The following is a 16375-nucleotide window of genomic DNA, read 5'->3' as shown; positions in this document are numbered from 1 at the left end:
TTGGCCACCGAAGCACCGCCGCCCCCAGGGGGCGCGGACACCCGCCCCGCCCAGCCACCGACGGAGGCCTTCGTCCAGACCCAGGAGAGCGCGGAGTTCCGCGAACTGCGCCGTACCCACCGCTCCTTCGCCTTCCCGCTCACCTTCGCCTTCATCGCCTGGTACCTGCTGTACGTCCTGCTGTCGAACTACGCGGGCGGCCTGATGGGCACTCAGGTCATCGGCAACATCAACGTCGCCCTCGTGCTGGGCCTCGCCCAGTTCCTGACGACGTTCCTCATCACCTGGCTCTACGCGCGGCACGCGGCGCGGCGGTTGGACCCGCGGGCCGAGGCCATCAGGGCCCGCATGGAGAACGAGCAGCGCGCGGAGGCCGACGCATGAGCACGCACACCCTCGCCGCGGCGGCCGCGAGCGAGCACCGGACGCTGATCATCACGCTCTTCGCGTGCTTCGTCGTCGCCACGCTCTTCATCACCGTGTGGGCCGGCCGCCAGACGAAGGACGCCGCCGACTTCTACGCCGGCGGCCGCCAGTTCACCGGTTTCCAGAACGGCCTGGCCATCTCCGGCGACTACATGTCCGCCGCGTCGTTCCTCGGCATCGCCGGCGCCATCGCCCTCTTCGGCTACGACGGCTTCCTGTACTCCATCGGCTTCCTCGTCGCCTGGCTGGTGGCCCTGCTGCTGGTGGCCGAACCGCTGCGCAACTCCGGCCGCTACACCATGGGCGACGTCCTCGCGTACCGCATGCGCCAACGGCCGGTCCGCACCGCCGCCGGCACCTCCACCATCGTCGTGTCGATCTTCTACCTGCTGGCGCAGATGGCCGGCGCGGGCGTCCTCGTCTCGCTGCTCCTCGGCATCACCAGCGACGCCGGCAAGATCGCCATCGTGGCGCTGGTGGGCCTGCTGATGATCCTGTACGTGACGATCGGCGGCATGAAGGGCACCACCTGGGTGCAGATGGTCAAGGCCGTCCTGCTCATCGCGGGGACCCTGCTCATCACCTTCCTGGTCCTGATGAAGTTCGACTTCAACGTCTCCGAGCTGCTCGGCCGGGCCGCCGAGAACAGCGGCCACGGCGCCGCGTTCCTGGAGCCGGGTCTCAAGTACGGCGCCACCGCCACCTCGAAGCTCGACTTCCTCTCCCTCGGCATCGCCCTCGTCCTCGGCACGGCGGGACTGCCGCACATCCTCATCCGCTTCTACACCGTGCCCACCGCCAAGGCCGCCCGGAAGTCCGTGAACTGGGCCATCGGCATCATCGGCGCCTTCTACCTGATGACGATCGCCCTCGGCTTCGGCGCCGCCGCCCTCGTCGGCCCGGCCGAGATCACCGCCTCGAACAAGGCGGGCAACACCGCGGCGCCGCTCCTCGCGCTGCACATCGGCGGCGCGGACTCCCCGGCCGGCGCGATCCTGCTCGCGGTGATCTCGGCGGTCGCCTTCGCGACCATCCTCGCCGTCGTCGCCGGCCTCACCCTCGCCTCGTCGTCGTCCTTCGCCCACGACATCTACGCCAACGTCATCCGCAAGGGCCAGGCGACCGACCAGGAGGAGGTCCGGGCCGCCCGCTGGGCGACCGTCTTCATCGGCGTCGTCTCCATCGCGCTCGGCGCGCTCGCCCGCGACCTGAACGTCGCCGGGCTCGTCGCGCTCGCCTTCGCGGTGGCCGCCTCCGCGAACCTGCCGACGATCCTCTACAGCCTGTTCTGGAAGCGCTTCACCACCCAGGGCGCCCTCTGGTCGATCTACGGCGGCCTCGCCGCGTCCGTCTTCCTCGTGCTCTTCTCGCCGGTCGTCTCCGGCAAGGCCAGCTCGATGTTCCCGGACGTCGACTTCGCCTGGTTCCCGCTGGAGAACCCCGGCCTGATCTCCATCCCGCTGGGCTTCCTGCTCGGCTGGCTCGGCTCCCTGCTGTCCAAGGAGGAGCCGGACAAGGGCAAGTTCGCCGAGCTGGAGGTCAAGTCCCTCACCGGTGTCGGAGCGCACTGAGCCGCCCACCCCGCGTCACCACCGGCGGCCGTGTCGTAGGACCCTACGACACGGCCCCGCGGCTTCCTGGTCCAAACGGCCCACGACGCCGTCCGGCCGGTCGCGTAGGCTCGGGAAAGGACGACGAACGAACAGCTGGTCGAACCGGGGAGGGCGCCACCGTGCTCATCGACACATACGGCCGGGTGGCCACGGACCTCCGGGTCTCGCTCACCGACCGGTGCAACCTGCGCTGCACCTACTGCATGCCCGAGGAGGGCCTGCAGTGGCTGGCCAAGCCCGACCTCCTCACCGACGACGAGATCGTCCGCCTCATACGGATCGCCGTCACGTCGCTCGGCGTCACCGAGGTCCGCTTCACCGGGGGCGAGCCCCTGCTGCGCCCCGGCCTCGTCTCCATCGTCGAGCGGTGCGCCGCCCTGGAGCCCCGGCCCCGGATGTCGCTGACCACCAACGGCATCGGGCTCAAGCGCACCGCCGCCGCCCTCAGGGACGCCGGCCTGGACCGGGTCAACGTCTCCCTCGACACGCTGCGCCCCGACGTGTTCAAGGCCCTCACCCGGCGCGACCGCCACCACGACGTGCTGGACGGGCTGGCCGCCGCCCGCGAGGCCGGCCTCACCCCGGTCAAGGTCAACGCCGTGCTCATGCCCGGGCTCAACGCCGACGAGGCCCCCGATCTGCTGGCCTGGGCCGTCGCCCACGACTACGAACTGCGGTTCATCGAGCAGATGCCGCTCGACGCCCAGCACGGCTGGAAGCGTGACGGCATGATCACCGCCGGGGACATCCTGGAGTCGCTGCGCACCCGCTTCACCCTCACGCCGGAGGAGGACGAGGAGCGCGGCTCGGCGCCCGCCGAGCGGTGGCTCGTCGACGGCGGCCCGCACCGCGTCGGTGTCATCGCCTCCGTCACCCGCCCCTTCTGCCGGGCCTGCGACCGCACCCGCCTCACCGCCGACGGCCAGGTCCGCACGTGCCTGTTCGCCCGCGAGGAGACCGACCTGCGCGGCGCGCTGCGCTCCGACGCCCCGGACGAGGAGGTCGCCGCGCTGTGGCGGCGGGCCATGTGGGGCAAGAAGGCCGGTTCCGGTCTGGACGACCCGTCGTTCCTCCAGCCCGATCGGCCCATGTCCGCCATCGGCGGCTGAGCCGTACCGCCCGCGCCCGTGTCTAGGCGGCGTCCCCGCCGGCCCCGGTACCGGGCGTCGGCCCGTCGTCCGCCGGGCCGGCGGGGTCCCGGGACTCCCACGCGGCGAGCGTGACGACGTCCTTGAGGAACCCGCGCACCCCGAGGAACTGCGAGAGGTGCTCGCGGTGTTCCTCGCACGCCAGCCAGGTCTTGCGGCGCTCGGGCGTGTGCAGCTTCGGGTTGTTCCAGGCCAGCACCCACACGGCGGCGGCGCGGCAGCCCTTGGCGGAACAGATCGGGTGGTTCTCGTCGCTCACAGCAGATGTCCTGACAACCGTGTACGGACAAAGGCGACGCCGGGCAGCCACGGGGGGAGCTGCCCGGCGTCGGTCCGTCGCTCCGACGGGGGATGCGGAGCGCCTACGCAGTATGTCACGCACAACCCGGTCGTGTGCACGGGAACTTCACTATTGATCTGAGCTTTTCTTGAGCTTTTCGGTGCGCTCCCCGGCCCCGTCCGGGCCCGCGGGCCGCGCGCCCGGGGCGTCCCCGGCGCCGTGCCCCGTGGTGTCCCCGGCTCCGTCAGCGTCCCCGGTGCCGGTCGCGGTCCTGTCCTGCGGGCGCGGGGCCTCCAGCACCGGGTGGGCCACGGGCGGCGCCGACACGAACGTGGACGGCAGCTTCGGCGCGGTCTCCCGCCCGGCGTTCGCGATCACCACCGCCACATACGGCACGACCGCGCCCAGCACCAGGGCCACGACCGCCACGTGCCGCTCGACGTTCCACAGCGCCGCGGCGGCGATCACCGCCAACGTGCGGACCGTCATCGAGATCACGTAACGACGCTGACGCCCGCGGACGTCGTCCGCGAGGCCCTGCCGTGCACCCGTGATCGTGAAGACCTGACCACCACCGCCGCCGTGCTTCCGCATCCCGTTCCACCACCGACCCGTGCGCCGGCCCTCACCGGGCCGGTCCCTGCCTCCACGGTACGCCCGCCCGGTCGCGCGGCGGCCTCCGGGGCCCGCCCGGTCATCCGGCCCGGCGGGCCCGGCGGAAGCCGTCGCCCACCGGCCGGGAACCGCCCGACATGCGCAGTACGTCCCCTTGGCCCAGACTGTCAGGGACTGCTCACGTCGATCCGTACCGAGGAGGCAGCCATGGGCTGGTTGTGGGCGATTATCGTGGGGTTCGTGCTCGGACTGCTGGCGAAGGCCATCCTGCCGGGCAAGCAGCACAGCCCACTGTGGCTGATCACCATCTTCGGCATCATCGGTGCCATCGCCGGCAACGCCCTGGCCCGCGCGTTCGGGATCGAGGCGACCCCCGGCATCGACTGGGGTCGGCACGCGCTGCAGGTGGTCGCGGCCGTCGTCGTCGTGGGGATCGGGGAAATGCTCTACATGTCCATGCGGGGCAACCGCCAACGGGCCTGAGAGTCCGTCCGCACCACCCTCCGGACACCACGGCGGCCCGGGAGCGCGAAGGCTCCCGGGCCGCCGTGCCGCGCGGGGCGGCGGGGTTCATACGGCGGGGCTGGGCCCGCGGGGGGCGGCGGGCCGCGCCGGCATCGACGGCCGTGGCCGGGGGCCGGCCGCGACCGGTTCGGGCCGGCCGTGACGCGCGCAGCCGGCCGTGACACGCTCAGCCGGCGGTGACCTCGACCGCCGCCAGGTTCTTCTTCCCCCGGCGCAGCACCAGCCAGCGGCCGTGCAGCAGGTCGCCGGCGGACACCTCGGCGTCCTCGGCTGTCACCTTCGCGTTGTTCACGTAGGCGCCGCCCTCCTTCACCGTGCGCCGCGCGGCGGACTTGCTCGGCGCGAGGCCGACCTCCGCGAAGAGGTCCACCACGAGCCCCGGCTCGCTCACCCGCGCGCTCGGCAGCTCGGACAGCGCCGCCGCGAGCGTCGCCGCGTCCAGCTCCGCCAGGTCGCCCTGGCCGAACAGCGCCTTCGACGCGGCGATCACGGACGCGCACTGCTCGGCGCCGTGCACCAGCGTCGTCAGCTCCTCGGCGAGCGCGCGCTGCGCCGCCCGGGCCTGCGGACGCTCCTCGGTTACCTGCTCCAGCTCCTCCAGCTCCGCACGGCTGCGGAAGCTGAGGATGCGCATGTAACGGGAGATGTCCCGGTCGTCCACGTTCAGCCAGAACTGGTAGAACGCGTACGGCGTGGTCATCTCCGGGTCCAGCCAGACGGCGCCGCCCTCGGTCTTGCCGAACTTGGTGCCGTCCGCCTTCGTCATCAGCGGCGTCGCCAGCGCGTGCGCCACGGCGTCCGGCTCCAGGCGGTGGATCAGGTCCAGGCCGGCCGTCAGGTTGCCCCACTGGTCGCTGCCGCCCTGCTGGAGGACGCAGCCGTACCGGCGGTACAGCTCCAGGAAGTCCATGCCCTGGAGGAGCTGGTACGAGAACTCGGTGTAGCTGATGCCCTGCTCCGACTCCAGGCGCCGGGCCACGGAGTCCTTCGTGAGCATCTTGTTGACGCGGAAGTGCTTGCCGATGTCCCGCAGGAACTCGATGGCGGACATGCCGCCCGTCCAGTCGAGGTTGTTGACCATGGTGGCGGCGTTGTCGCCCTCGAAGATCAGGAACGGCTCGATCTGCGAGCGCACCCGCTCCACCCAGGCCGCGACCGTCTCCGGCGAGTTCAGCGTGCGCTCGGCCGTCGGCTTCGGGTCGCCGATCTGCCCGGTCGCCCCGCCGACCAGCGCCAGCGGGCGGTGGCCCGCCAGCTGGAGCCGGCGCATGGTGAGCACCTGCACCAGGTGGCCCACATGGAGGCTCGGGGCGGTCGGGTCGAAGCCGCAATAGAACGTGACCGGACCGTCCGCGAGAGCCTTGCGCAGTGCGTCCTCATCGGTGGACTGGGCGAACAGCCCGCGCCACTTGAGCTCGTCGACGATGTCCGTCACGGGTCTCGTGCCTCCTCGTGTGCGTGTGGTGCAGCCGGCCCAGTCTAGGGGGTGCGGGGGCCCGGGGGCCCGGTGGTTGAACGGTGTCCGACGGGACCGCCGCAACGGCGATCATGCCGCCCACCAGCAACGCCCGGGCCCACCCGGCCCGCCCCGGCCCCCGACCCGCCCGGCCCCCCGGCGCGTCACACTCCCTGGCTCACCGAGCTCATGTGGAAGTCCGGCACCCGCAGCGGCGGCATCGCGGCGCGCGTGAACCAGTCGCCCCACTCGCGCGGCAGCGTCCGCTCGGTCCGGCCCGCCTCCGTGGCCCGCCCGAGCAGGTCCACGGGGGACTCGTTGAACCGGAAGTTGTTCACCTCCGCGACCACCTCACCGCCCTCCACCAGGTACACGCCGTCCCGGGTCAGCCCGGTCAGCAGCAGCGTCGCCGGGTCGACCTCGCGGATGTACCACAGGCAGGTCAGCAGCAGCCCGCGCCCGGTCGCCGCCACCATCTCCTCCAGCGACCGCCCGTCGCCGCCGTCCAGGACGAGGTTCCCCGGCCCCGGCGCCACCGGCGAACCGGTGAGCCCGGCGCTGTGCCGCGTCGTGACGAGCCGCTCCAGCCGGCCCTCGCGGATCCAGTCGACCGGCTCCAGCGGCAGCCCGTTGTCGAACACCGACGCGTCGTCCCCCGACGAGTGGGCGATCACGAAGGGTGCCGACTCCAGCCCCGGCTCCGCCGGGTCGCTGCGCAGCGTCAGCGGCAGCGGCGTCAGCCGCTCGCCGACCCGCGTCCCGCCGCCCGGCCGGGCGAACACCGTGCGACCCTCCGCCGCGTCCCGGGCCGCCGCCGACCATTGCTGGTAGATGAGCAGGTCCGCCACGGCCGTCGGCGGCAGCAGCGTCTCGTACCGCCCGGCCGGCAGCTCCACCCGCCGCCGCGCCCAGCCGAGCCGGCGCGCCAGCTCCTCGTCCAGCGCGAGCGGATCCACGTCCCGGAAGTCCCGCGTGACCCGGCCCGCCCACGCCGAGCGGGTCCGGTCCGGGGACTTCGCGTTGAGCTCCAGCGTCCCGTTCGGCTGGTCGTGCCGCAGCCGCAGCCCCGTCGACGTGCCCAGGTACGTGGAGGTCAGCTCGTGGCTGGCGAACCCGTACAGCTCCCGCCCGCAGGAGCGGGCCCGGGCGAAGGCCTCGCCCAGCGCGGGCGCGAAGTCCCCGAACACCGCCGACGAGGTCTCGGCCGGCGCCCCGGCGAAGTCCGGCGACTGCGGCACGCCCGTCACCAGCGGCTGCGCGTCCTCGGCGGGACCCGCCGCGCGCGCCGCCGCCTCGGCCGCCCGTACCAGCGGCTCCAGCTCGTCGGCGGTCACCGCCGACCGGGACACCACGCCCGAGGCCGTGCCCCGCGCCCCGTCCACGGTCGCGACGACCGTGAGGGTGCGGCCCCGGGTGACGCCGTTCGTCGTGAGGGCGTTCCCCGCCCAGCGCAGGTTGGCGGAGGAGTGCTCGTCCGCGATGACGACGCACCCGTCGGCGCGAGACAGCTCCAGGGCGCGCTCGACGGTCTCGTGGGGCTTGCTGACGCGACTCACCGGCCGGCCTCCTGCGTGGTGTTCAAGATGTTGACGCCCCGGAACAGGGCGGACGGGCAACCGTGCGACACCGCCGCGATCTGCCCCGGCTGGGCCTTGCCGCAGTTGAACGCGCCGCCCAGCACGTACGTCTGGGGCCCGCCGACCTTCTCCATCGAGCCCCAGAAGTCGGTCGTCGTCGCCTGGTACGCGACGTCCCGCAGCTGCCCGACCAGCCGCCCGTTCTCGATGCGGTGGAAGCGCTGGCCGGTGAACTGGAAGTTGTACCGCTGCATGTCGATCGACCACGAGCGGTCGCCGACCACGTAGATGCCGCGCTCCACCCCGCCGATCAGGTCCTCCGTCGACAGGCCGCCCGGATCCGGCCGCAGTGACACGTTCGCCATCCGCTGCACCGGCACGTGGCCCGGCGAGTCCGCGAACGCGCAGCCGTTGGAGCGGCCGAGGCCGGTCAGCCGCGCGGTCCGCCGGTCCAACTGGTACCCGACCAGCGTCCCGTCCCGCACCAGGTCCCACGACTGCGCCTCGACGCCCTCGTCGTCGTACCCGATGGTCGCGAGACCGTGCTCCGCCGTCCGGTCGCCCGTCACGTTCATCACGGGGGAGCCGTACCGCAGGGAGCCCAGCCGGTCGAACGTCGCGAACGACGTGCCGGCGTACGCCGCCTCGTAGCCGAGCGCCCGGTCCAGCTCGGTGGCGTGCCCGATCGACTCGTGGATCGTCAGCCACAGGTTCGACGGGTCGACCACCAGGTCGTACGTCCCCGCCTCCACGCTCGGCGCGCGCATCTTCTCGGCGAGCAGCTCCGGGATCCGCTCCAGCTCGGCGCCCCAGTCCCAGCCGGTGCCGGTCAGGTACTCCCAGCCGCGACCCGCCGGCGGCGCCAGCGTCCGCATCGAGTCGAACTCGCCCGTCGCCGCGTCCACCGCGACCGCCGTCAGCTGCGGGTACAGACGCACCCGCTGCTGCGTGGTGACCGTGCCGGCCGTGTCGGCGTAGAACTTGTTCTCGTGGACGGTGAGCAGCGAGGCGTCCACGTGGGCGACGCCGTCCGCCCGCAGCAGCCCCGCGCTCCACTCCGCCAGCAGCCCGCTCTTGTCGGCGTCCGGCACGGTGAACGGGTCGATCTCGTACGAGGAGACCCACGTCCGGTCCGCGTGGACCGGTTCGTCCGCCAGCTCCACGCGCTCGTCCGACCCGGCCGCCGCGATCACCCGCGCCGACAGCTGCGCCATCGCGACCGCCTGCGACGCGACCCGTGCGGCCGCGTCCATGGTGAGGTCGACGCCCGAGGCGAACCCCCACGCCCCGCCGTGCACCACGCGCACCGCGTACCCGAGGTCCGTCGTGTCGGACGACCCGGCGGGCCGCGCGTCCCGCAGTCTCCAGGAGGCGCTGCGCACCCGCTCGCAGCGGAAGTCGGCGTGCTCCGCGCCGAGCGCCCTGGCCCGCGCCAGCGCCGCGTCGGCGAGCGCCCGCAACGGCAGTGCCAGGAACGCCTCATCGATGTCATGGGCCACAGGCGGCCTTCCTTTCCGAGGTGATCGGGCTCGGTCGACACCATCGGCTGATGTCTCGCCGAAGTGTGCACGAGGGCACCGCCGCGCGGGGCGGCCCGTGCCGTCGCGCCACCGCCCCGTGCCGTACGGGACTCCACGCCCCACGCCCCTCCCGCGGCTTCGCCGCGGTGCCGGGCGACGCCATCGCCGCGGCGGACCGCAGGTGGCTGCGACTGTAGGGACCCGACAGCTGCGGCGGCGAGGCGCTGTGGGGGGCGGATTCGGTCGATGCGGCGTCGTGGCGATAGTTTCGACGGGTACCAGACCGCTATCGAAAGGGTGATCCGATGAGCCGCTCGGTTCTCGTCACCGGAGGCAACCGGGGCATCGGCCTCGCCATCGCCCGCGCTTTCGCCGACGCCGGCGACAAGGTCGCGTTCACCTACCGGTCCGGCGAGCCGCCCGCCGAGCTCGTGGAGCTGGGCTGCCTGGGGGTGCGTTGCGACATCACCGACTCCGAGCAGGTGGAGACCGCCTACAAGGAGATCGAGGAGAAGCACGGCCCGGTGGAGGTGCTCGTCGCCAACGCCGGCGTCACCCGCGACCAGCTCCTGATGCGCATGTCGGAGGACGACTTCACCGCGGTCCTCGACACCAACCTCACGGGCACCTTCCGCGTCGTGAAGCGGGCCAACCGCGGCATGCTGCGCGCCAAGAAGGGCCGGGTCGTGCTCATCTCGTCCGTCGTCGGCCTGCTCGGCTCGGCGGGCCAGGCCAACTACGCCGCCTCCAAGGCCGGTCTGGTCGGCTTCGCCCGGTCGCTCGCCCGGGAACTCGGCTCCCGCAACATCACCTTCAACGTCGTCGCGCCCGGTTTCGTCGACACCGACATGACCAAGGTCCTCACCGACGAGCAGCGGGCGGGCATCGTCGGCCAGGTACCGCTGGGCCGCTACGCGCAGCCGGAGGAGATCGCGGCGGCGGTCCGCTTCCTGGCGTCCGACGACGCCTCGTACATCACTGGAGCCGTCATCCCCGTTGACGGCGGATTGGGCATGGGTCACTGAGTCACATGAGCGGAATTCTCGACGGCAAGCGCGTCCTCATCACCGGTGTGCTGATGGAGTCCTCCATCGCGTTCCACACCGCGAAGGTGGCCCAGGAGCAGGGCGCCGAGGTCATCCTGACCGCGTTCCCGCGGCCCACCCTGACCGAGCGCATCGCCAAGAAGCTCCCGAAGCCGGTCAAGGTCATCGAGCTCGACGTCACGAACGACGAGCACCTGGCCCGGGTCGAGGGCGTCGTGCGCGAGGAGCTCGGCGGCCTCGACGGCGTCGTCCACTCCATCGGCTTCGCCCCGCAGGACGCCCTCGGCGGCAACTTCCTGAACACGCCGTTCGAGTCGGTCGCCACGGCGATGCACGTCTCGGCCTTCTCGCTGAAGTCCCTGACGATGGCCTGCCTCCCGCTGATGGAGGAGGGCGGCTCGGTGGTCGGCCTCACCTTCGACGCGCAGTTCGCCTGGCCGCAGTACGACTGGATGGGCCCGGCCAAGGCCGCCCTGGAGGCCACCAGCCGCTACCTGGCCCGTGACCTCGGCGAGCGGAACGTCCGCTGCAACCTCATCTCGGCCGGCCCGCTGGGGTCGATGGCCGCCAAGTCGATCCCGGGCTTCGGCGACCTCGCCAAGGTGTGGGACGAGCGTTCCCCGCTCGCGTGGGACATGAGCGACCCGGAGCCGGCCGGCCGCGGTGTCGTCGCCCTGCTGTCGGACTTCTTCCCGAAGACCACCGGCGAGATCGTGCACGTCGACGGCGGCGTCCACATCATGGGTGCCTGACGCTCCGTACACACCCCGCCTGAGCAGGCGTGTTCTCGACGAGGCCGCGTGACCGTCACCCGATCGGCGCGCGGCCTCGTCGTACCTGCGGCAGACTGGTCGAGCCGGGCGGCCCCGCCGCCGGGCGTACGGGGAGGAGGTGTGGCTGTGCTGACGAGACACCACCGGACGGCGGCCCTGGCCGCCGCCTCGATCCTGGTCCCCGCCCTGCTGGCGGGCTCCGCCGCCGCGGCGGACGGCGACCCCGAAGGGCCGGACGGCGCGACGTGCCGCACGGCGGTCGAGGGCTCCCGCGTCACCGCGTACTGCCACAACCCCCATCCCCGCACCGACCACGTCCGGCTGCACGTCGAGTGCGTCCGCTGGTGGGACCTGGACGCCGACAGCGCCTCCGTCGCGGTGCCGCCCACCGCCTACGTCGAGGTGACCGAACGGTGCTGGAAGGAGGTCCGGTCCGCGTGGATCAGTCACGCGACCGTTCCGGACCGGGGCCCCGGCACGTGAACGGGTAGCCGGCGGCCTCCGCCCCGGCCGTCTCCGCGTCACCCGCGCGGATCGCCTCCACCAGCCGCGCGTGGTCCATGTGGTGCTCGGGGCGCAGCTCCCCGCCCACGTCGTCGCGGAGCCAGGCCCGCAGCAGGTGCCCGAGGTCGGCGTAGAGCTCGCCCAGCACCTCGTTGTGCGAGGCCGCGACCACCGCGAGGTGGAAGGTCGCGTCCGCCGCCACGAACCGCTCGGCGTCCCCCGACTCCCACGCCTCCTCCCGCCGCGCGAGCAGCGCGTCCAGCTGCTGGAGGTCGCGCTCCGTGCGGCGTACGGCGGCCAGCCGGGCGGCCGACGACTCCAGCGTGGAGCGCACCTCGGCGACGTGCCGCGGATCGGCGTCCGCGAACCGCCGGTGCATCACCCCGGCCAGTTCGCTGGTCGCCACGACGTACGTGCCCGAGCCCTGGCGGATGTCCAGCAGGCCGTTGTGCGCCAGCGCCCGCACCGCCTCGCGGACGGTGTTGCGGGCCACGCCCAGCTGCTCCACGAGCTCCGGCTCGGTGGGGATGCGCGAGCCGACCGGCCACTCGCCCGAGGTGATCTGGTTGCGCAGCTGCGCGATCACCTGGTCGGAGAGGGCGGACCGGCGGGGCGAGCTGAGCGCCATGGTGTGTTCCTCGTCTCGTGCGGGACGTTCGGGCCGGTGCCCATGCGGTTGAGATTGGACAACCAATCATCCCATGATTCTATGATGGTCGTATGCCCGACGAGCCGTACCTCCCGACCCGCAGCACCGTACCCACCGCGATCCGCCCGGAGGCCGCCCCGCCGGCGCCCCCCGTCCCCGCGCCCACCGGCGGGGTCTGGCTCGCCCGGCTGCTGGTCGTCGGACTCGTCCTGGCCGCCCTCAACCTCCGCCCGGCCATCACCAGCCTGGGCGCCCTCCTGGAGGAGGTCCGCACGGGCCTCCACATGAGCGGCAGCGTCGCCGGCGTGCTCACCTCCGTACCGCCCCTCTGCTTCGCCGTCTTCGGCCTCGCCGCCCCGCGCCTCGCCCGCCGCTTCGGCGGTGCGGCCGTCGTGTGCGCGGGCATGGTCGCCATCGCCGCCGGCATGCTCGTCCGGCCCTTCGCGGGCGGCACCGCCGGTTTCCTCGCGGCGAGCGCCCTCGCCCTCGTCGGCATCGCCCTGAGCAACGTCCTGATGCCGGTCATCGTCAAGCGGTACTTCCCCGACCGCGTCGGCACGATGACCGGGCTGTACTCCATGGCCCTCGCCCTCGGCACCTCTCTCGCGGCCGCCGTCACCGTGCCGCTCACCCAGGCCCTGGGCGGCAGCTGGCGCACCGGCCTCGGCGTCTGGGCGATCCTCGCCGTCCTCGCCGTACTGCCGTGGACGGCCATCGCCCGCGACCGCCGCGCCGCCGCCCGTACCGCCGCCGAGGCCGCGGCGACGCCCGCGACGGCGGACGCACCCACCGGGGACGCCTCCGCCGCCACCGGGCCCCGTGTCGCCCGCAGCCGCACGGCGTGGGCCCTCGCCTGCTTCTTCGGTCTCCAGGCCACCGGCGCGTACATCACCATGGGCTGGCTGCCGCAGATCTTCCGCGACGCGGGCGTCCCCGCCGGCACGGCCGGCGTCCTGCTCGCCGTGACCATGGTCATGGGCGTCCCGCTCGCCTTCGTCATCCCCCGGGTGGCCGGCAGGATGCGCCACCAGGGCCCGATCGTCGTCGTCCTCGGCCTCTCCGGTCTCGCCGGGTACGCGGGACTGCTCACGGCCCCCGTCGCCGGCGCCTGGCTTTGGGCGGTCCTCCTCGGCGTCTCGAACTGCGCCTTCCCGCTCGCCCTCACCATGATCGGGATGCGCGCGCGCACCGGCACCGGCGTCGTCCGGCTCTCCGCCTTCGCCCAGTGCGTCGGCTACCTGATCTCCGTCCCCGGCCCGATCCTGGTCGGCGCGCTGTACCAGCACAGCGGCGGCTGGACCGCGCCGCTGGCCCTGATGGCGGCCCTGATCGTGCCGCAGATGGCCGCCGGGATTCTCGCCGGGCGGGACCGGACGATCGAGGACGAGGCGTGAGGTGCGAGACTGGCACCATGCCTGTGCTCGATCCGAACCCCCAGAACGGCCAGAAGAAGCTCCTCGCCGTCTTCGGCGCGATGCTCGCCATCGGTGTGGTCATCGGCGTGATCGCGTCGATCGCCTCACCCTGACGGACGGATGGTGGGGTACGCCCCACCATCCCCCCGGGGTCCGCCCCACCGTCCCCTAGGGGCAGCCGTCAGGGTCCGGTGGGTGGATCACCTGATGGGCTCCCCGCCGCGCGGTCCGTAGCGTGGTGCGCACCACGCACCACCACGATTCCCACGGACCCCGCGACGACGACGGAGGCGGCCATGTCGGCCCGTACGCCCACCCGCACCCCCGGCACCGGCGGCGCCGACGTGCGGCTGCCCTGGTGGGCCGTCGCCCTGCCCGTCGTCGCCTTCACCGCGCTGCTGCTCCTCGTCACCGGTCCGGGGCAGGCCCACGCGTCCGGCGGCGAGCCCGCGGTCGGCCGGATCCTCGAACAGATCCAGCACACCCTGAGCCGCTGAGCCGCTGAGCCGTCGGGTCGTCGATCGGCCGGGGCGTCCACCGGCGGCGCCGGGCGGCCCGCCCGGTGTGTCACCCGTGCAGCCGGGCCGTCTCACCCGTGCAGGTCGGAGCCGGTCAACACCCTGCGCCCGGCGGGCCGTTTCATGCGAAGCTGGGGGACATGAGCGTCGATACATCCCGCAGGATCGTGTTGCTCCGGCACGCCAAGGCCGAGTGGGCCCAGGAGTCCGACCACGAGCGTCCGCTCGCCGACCGCGGCCGCAAGGACGCCCCCGTGGCCGGGCGCTGGCTCGCGGGGGCCGGGCTCGTCCCCGACCTGACCCTCTGCTCGACCGCCGTGCGCACCCGCGAGACGTGGAAGCTGGTCGTCCACGAGCTGCCCCAGCGGCCCAGGACCGTCTACGACGAGCGGATCTACGAGGCGTCCCTCGGGGAGCTCATCGCGCTGCTCAACGAGACCGACGACGACGTGCGCGACCTCCTGCTCGTCGGCCACAACCCCGGCGTCCACGCCCTCGCCGACGCGCTCGCGGGCGAGGCGGAGGGCGATCTCCTCGCCCGGATGAACCGCAGCGGCTTCCCCACCTCGGCGGTGGCCGTCCTCACCTTCGACGGCTCGTGGAAGAGCGTCGAGCACGGTGTCGGCAGGCTGGCCGCCTTCTGGGCCCCCCACGCCTGACGCCGCGCGCCTGACGCCGCGCGCGGACGAGGACGGCGGCGGCCCGGACACCCCCGCGGGTGTCCGGGCCGCCGCCGTCGTCGCGCGAGGCCGCCGCCGTCCGAAGCCCCGTCGCCGTGCCGTGCCGTCCGGCGGGGGCCGCCGGGTGGGGACGGCCGGGGGATGCAGGGGAGGACGGCCGGGGAGGGTCAGTCCACGTGGGCGTCGGCCGCCTCGACCTCTTCCCGGGTGACGCCCAGCAGGTACAGGACGGTGTCCAGGAACGGTACGTTCACCGCCGTGTCGGCCGCCTCGCGCACCACGGGCTTGGCGTTGAAGGCCACTCCGAGGCCGGCCGCGTTCAGCATGTCCAGGTCGTTCGCCCCGTCACCGACCGCCACGGTCTGCGCCAGGGGGACGCCCGCCTCCGCGGCGAACCGGCGCAGCAGCCGCGCCTTGCCCGCCCGGTCCACGATCTCCCCGGTGACCCGGCCGGTCAGCCGGCCGTCGACGATCTCCAGCGTGTTGGCGGAGGCGAAGTCCAGCCCGAGCCGCACCTTCAGGTCGTCCGTGACCTGAGTGAACCCACCCGACACCACACCCACCTGGTAACCGAGCCGCTTCAGCGTGCGGATCAGGGTCCGCGCCCCCGGCGTCAGCCGCACCTCGGCCCGCACCTTGTCGACGACCGACTCGTCCAGCCCCTCCAGCAGCGCCACGCGCGCGTGCAGCGACTGCTCGAAGTCCAGCTCACCGCGCATCGCCGCGGCGGTGATCTCCGCGACCTGGTCCTCGCACCCCGCGTGGGCGGCGAACAGCTCGATGACCTCGTCCTGGATGAGCGTGGAGTCGACGTCCATGACCACCAGCCGCTGCGCCCGCCGGTGCAGGCCAGCCGACACCACGGCCACGTCCACGCCGAGCGAGTGCGCCTCGGTGGCGAGCACCGTCCGCAGGGGCTCCGTCTGCACGCCCGACACGGCGAACTCCACGGCGGTCACCGGGTACTTGGCCAGCCGGAAGACCCGGTCGACGTTGCCGCCGGTACGGGTGATGGCGGCCGCTATGGCCGCCGTGTTCTCGGCGGTCAGCGGGTTGCCGAGCACGGTCACGTGGGAGCGGCCGTGGCCGCGCGGCCGGTTGTCCCCGGTCCCGGAGATGATCTCCGCCTGGAGCTTCAGCGACTCCGCCCAGCTGTGCACGGTGGCCCGCAGCTCGCCCTCCGTGCTCACGGTCGGCTCGGTGACGAGGGCGCACAGGACGATGCGGCCACGGGTGACGACCTGCTCGATGTCGACGACGTCGACGGCGAACGCGGCGAGGGTGTCGAACAGCCCGGCGGTGATTCCCGGACGGTCCTTCCCGAAGATCTTGACGAGAAGGGTGGGGACGTCAGAGGTCTGTGATGCGCTCATGGTCCTTCCACCGTATCGGCCCCGCCCCGCCCGAGCCGCCCCCGTCCCGCCCTGCGGACACCCCGTGCGCGCCCCCGGGCACGGCCGCCCCGGTCCTCGGCCGCCCCGCCCTCCCCGGGCCTCCGCCTCAGGGGGCCCCGCCGGCCGGCCGGGGGAGTCCAGGATCACACCGGCCCCTCCCGATGGCTGCAACTCGCCCTTCCGGGCCCCGCGCGCGGTCCTTTCTCGTCAGGAACCCCTCCTATGCGGCGGCTTGT

The 16375-nt window shown here is 73.2% G+C and carries 19 protein-coding genes; 12 read left to right on the top strand and 7 right to left on the bottom strand.

All coding sequences use genetic code 11. The features are described 5' to 3' along the window. From NRO40_RS05920 to moaA, 3 genes are all read left to right on the top strand, one after another. Positions 1–384: a DUF485 domain-containing protein gene (locus tag NRO40_RS05920; protein ID WP_058943558.1), complete on the top strand. Its 384-nt coding sequence runs from the start codon at positions 1–3 to the stop codon at positions 382–384. Continuing rightward, a complete protein-coding gene (locus NRO40_RS05915; protein WP_058943557.1) occupies positions 381–1997 on the top strand; it encodes a solute symporter family protein in 1617 nt (538 codons plus the stop codon). Before NRO40_RS05920 ends, NRO40_RS05915 begins: the two co-directional genes overlap by 4 nt. A 161-nt stretch (positions 1998–2158) precedes the next feature. Then, complete coding sequence (gene moaA / locus NRO40_RS05910) at positions 2159–3148, top strand: GTP 3',8-cyclase MoaA (RefSeq protein ID WP_058943556.1); 990 nt, start codon at positions 2159–2161, stop codon at positions 3146–3148. A 22-nt stretch (positions 3149–3170) separates the two neighbouring features. Here moaA and NRO40_RS05905 read toward each other — a convergent pair whose 3' ends face one another. Continuing rightward, complete coding sequence (locus NRO40_RS05905) at positions 3171–3446, bottom strand: hypothetical protein (RefSeq protein ID WP_058943555.1); 276 nt, start codon at positions 3444–3446, stop codon at positions 3171–3173. Positions 3447–3596: 150 nt separating this feature from the next. Further along, positions 3597–4061 carry a DUF3099 domain-containing protein gene (locus tag NRO40_RS05900; RefSeq protein WP_058943554.1) on the bottom strand — a complete coding sequence of 155 codons (465 nt, stop codon included), beginning with the start codon at positions 4059–4061 and terminating at the stop codon, positions 3597–3599. A gap of 228 nt (positions 4062–4289) precedes the next feature. Here NRO40_RS05900 and NRO40_RS05895 point away from each other — a divergent pair, with 228 nt between their 5' ends. Then, entirely contained in the window at positions 4290–4565 is a 276-nt protein-coding gene (locus NRO40_RS05895; RefSeq protein ID WP_058943553.1) for a GlsB/YeaQ/YmgE family stress response membrane protein, read from the top strand. 208 nt (positions 4566–4773) lie between these two features. Here NRO40_RS05895 and tyrS read toward each other — a convergent pair whose 3' ends face one another. From tyrS to NRO40_RS05880, 3 genes are all read right to left on the bottom strand, one after another. Next, a complete protein-coding gene (tyrS, locus tag NRO40_RS05890) occupies positions 4774–6042 on the bottom strand; it encodes a tyrosine--tRNA ligase (RefSeq protein ID WP_058943552.1) in 1269 nt (422 codons plus the stop codon). A 185-nt stretch (positions 6043–6227) separates the two neighbouring features. Then, on the bottom strand, positions 6228–7619 hold the full coding sequence (locus NRO40_RS05885; protein WP_058943551.1) for a metallopeptidase TldD-related protein: 1392 nt from the start codon (positions 7617–7619) through the stop codon (positions 6228–6230). After that, the gene (locus tag NRO40_RS05880; RefSeq protein ID WP_058943550.1) at positions 7616–9139 is read right to left on the bottom strand and encodes a TldD/PmbA family protein; all 1524 of its coding nucleotides are present in this window, start codon (positions 9137–9139) and stop codon (positions 7616–7618) included. The genes NRO40_RS05885 and NRO40_RS05880 overlap by 4 nt, the downstream gene beginning before the upstream one ends. A gap of 50 nt (positions 9140–9189) precedes the next feature. Between NRO40_RS05880 and NRO40_RS05875 the strand changes: the two genes are divergently transcribed. From NRO40_RS05875 to NRO40_RS05860, 4 genes are all read left to right on the top strand, one after another. Beyond that, complete coding sequence (locus tag NRO40_RS05875; protein ID WP_157901903.1) at positions 9190–9357, top strand: hypothetical protein; 168 nt, start codon at positions 9190–9192, stop codon at positions 9355–9357. Between the two features lie 108 nt (positions 9358–9465). Continuing rightward, a complete protein-coding gene (gene fabG / locus NRO40_RS05870; protein ID WP_058943549.1) occupies positions 9466–10185 on the top strand; it encodes a 3-oxoacyl-[acyl-carrier-protein] reductase in 720 nt (239 codons plus the stop codon). Positions 10186–10190: 5 nt separating this feature from the next. Continuing rightward, positions 10191–10958 carry an enoyl-ACP reductase FabI gene (fabI, locus tag NRO40_RS05865; protein ID WP_058943548.1) on the top strand — a complete coding sequence of 256 codons (768 nt, stop codon included), beginning with the start codon at positions 10191–10193 and terminating at the stop codon, positions 10956–10958. 147 nt (positions 10959–11105) lie between these two features. Beyond that, positions 11106–11462, top strand: a complete 357-nt coding sequence (locus NRO40_RS05860) for a hypothetical protein (protein WP_058943547.1) — start codon at positions 11106–11108, stop codon at positions 11460–11462. Here the strand turns inward: NRO40_RS05860 and NRO40_RS05855 are convergent. Further along, positions 11422–12111 (bottom strand): FadR/GntR family transcriptional regulator, encoded by a 690-nt coding sequence (locus tag NRO40_RS05855; protein ID WP_058943546.1) that lies wholly within the window; start codon positions 12109–12111, stop codon positions 11422–11424. The genes NRO40_RS05860 and NRO40_RS05855 overlap by 41 nt on opposite strands. Positions 12112–12203: 92 nt before the next feature. On the opposite strand from NRO40_RS05855, the gene NRO40_RS05850 reads away from it, so the two are divergent. The 4 genes from NRO40_RS05850 to NRO40_RS05835 all read left to right on the top strand — a co-directional run bounded on the left by NRO40_RS05850 (position 12204) and on the right by NRO40_RS05835 (position 14724). Next, positions 12204–13526 carry a CynX/NimT family MFS transporter gene (locus tag NRO40_RS05850; RefSeq protein WP_058943545.1) on the top strand — a complete coding sequence of 441 codons (1323 nt, stop codon included), beginning with the start codon at positions 12204–12206 and terminating at the stop codon, positions 13524–13526. A 17-nt stretch (positions 13527–13543) separates the two neighbouring features. Beyond that, the gene (locus tag NRO40_RS05845) at positions 13544–13660 is read left to right on the top strand and encodes an SGM_5486 family transporter-associated protein (RefSeq protein WP_257375343.1); all 117 of its coding nucleotides are present in this window, start codon (positions 13544–13546) and stop codon (positions 13658–13660) included. Positions 13661–13843: 183 nt separating this feature from the next. After that, positions 13844–14044, top strand: coding sequence for a hypothetical protein (locus NRO40_RS05840; RefSeq protein WP_058943544.1), 201 nt, complete (start codon positions 13844–13846; stop codon positions 14042–14044). 161 nt (positions 14045–14205) lie between these two features. Further along, positions 14206–14724: a SixA phosphatase family protein gene (locus tag NRO40_RS05835; RefSeq protein ID WP_058943543.1), complete on the top strand. Its 519-nt coding sequence runs from the start codon at positions 14206–14208 to the stop codon at positions 14722–14724. Positions 14725–14912: 188 nt separating this feature from the next. Here NRO40_RS05835 and serB read toward each other — a convergent pair whose 3' ends face one another. Then, positions 14913–16118: a phosphoserine phosphatase SerB gene (serB, locus tag NRO40_RS05830; protein WP_058943542.1), complete on the bottom strand. Its 1206-nt coding sequence runs from the start codon at positions 16116–16118 to the stop codon at positions 14913–14915. Between the last annotated feature and the right edge of the window lie 257 nt (positions 16119–16375).

Origin of the sequence: Streptomyces changanensis (assembly GCF_024600715.1) — a bacterium.
Classification (GTDB): Bacteria; Actinomycetota; Actinomycetes; order Streptomycetales; family Streptomycetaceae; genus Streptomyces; species Streptomyces changanensis.
Note: the sequence above shows the minus strand (reverse complement) of the source record. Positions and strands in the feature narration are given on the sequence as shown.

Coding starts and splice junctions, on each gene's coding strand:
- NRO40_RS05915 (WP_058943557.1), top strand. CDS start 381: ATGAGCACGCACACCCTCGCCGCGGCGGCCGCGAGCGAGCACCGGACG.
- NRO40_RS05900 (WP_058943554.1), bottom strand. CDS start 4,061: ATGCGGAAGCACGGCGGCGGTGGTGGTCAGGTCTTCACGATCACGGGT.
- NRO40_RS05895 (WP_058943553.1), top strand. CDS start 4,290: ATGGGCTGGTTGTGGGCGATTATCGTGGGGTTCGTGCTCGGACTGCTG.
- NRO40_RS05875 (WP_157901903.1), top strand. CDS start 9,190: ATGTCTCGCCGAAGTGTGCACGAGGGCACCGCCGCGCGGGGCGGCCCG.
- fabG (WP_058943549.1), top strand. CDS start 9,466: ATGAGCCGCTCGGTTCTCGTCACCGGAGGCAACCGGGGCATCGGCCTC.
- fabI (WP_058943548.1), top strand. CDS start 10,191: ATGAGCGGAATTCTCGACGGCAAGCGCGTCCTCATCACCGGTGTGCTG.
- NRO40_RS05855 (WP_058943546.1), bottom strand. CDS start 12,111: ATGGCGCTCAGCTCGCCCCGCCGGTCCGCCCTCTCCGACCAGGTGATC.
- NRO40_RS05850 (WP_058943545.1), top strand. CDS start 12,204: ATGCCCGACGAGCCGTACCTCCCGACCCGCAGCACCGTACCCACCGCG.
- NRO40_RS05845 (WP_257375343.1), top strand. CDS start 13,544: ATGCCTGTGCTCGATCCGAACCCCCAGAACGGCCAGAAGAAGCTCCTC.
- NRO40_RS05840 (WP_058943544.1), top strand. CDS start 13,844: ATGTCGGCCCGTACGCCCACCCGCACCCCCGGCACCGGCGGCGCCGAC.
- NRO40_RS05835 (WP_058943543.1), top strand. CDS start 14,206: ATGAGCGTCGATACATCCCGCAGGATCGTGTTGCTCCGGCACGCCAAG.
- serB (WP_058943542.1), bottom strand. CDS start 16,118: ATGAGCGCATCACAGACCTCTGACGTCCCCACCCTTCTCGTCAAGATC.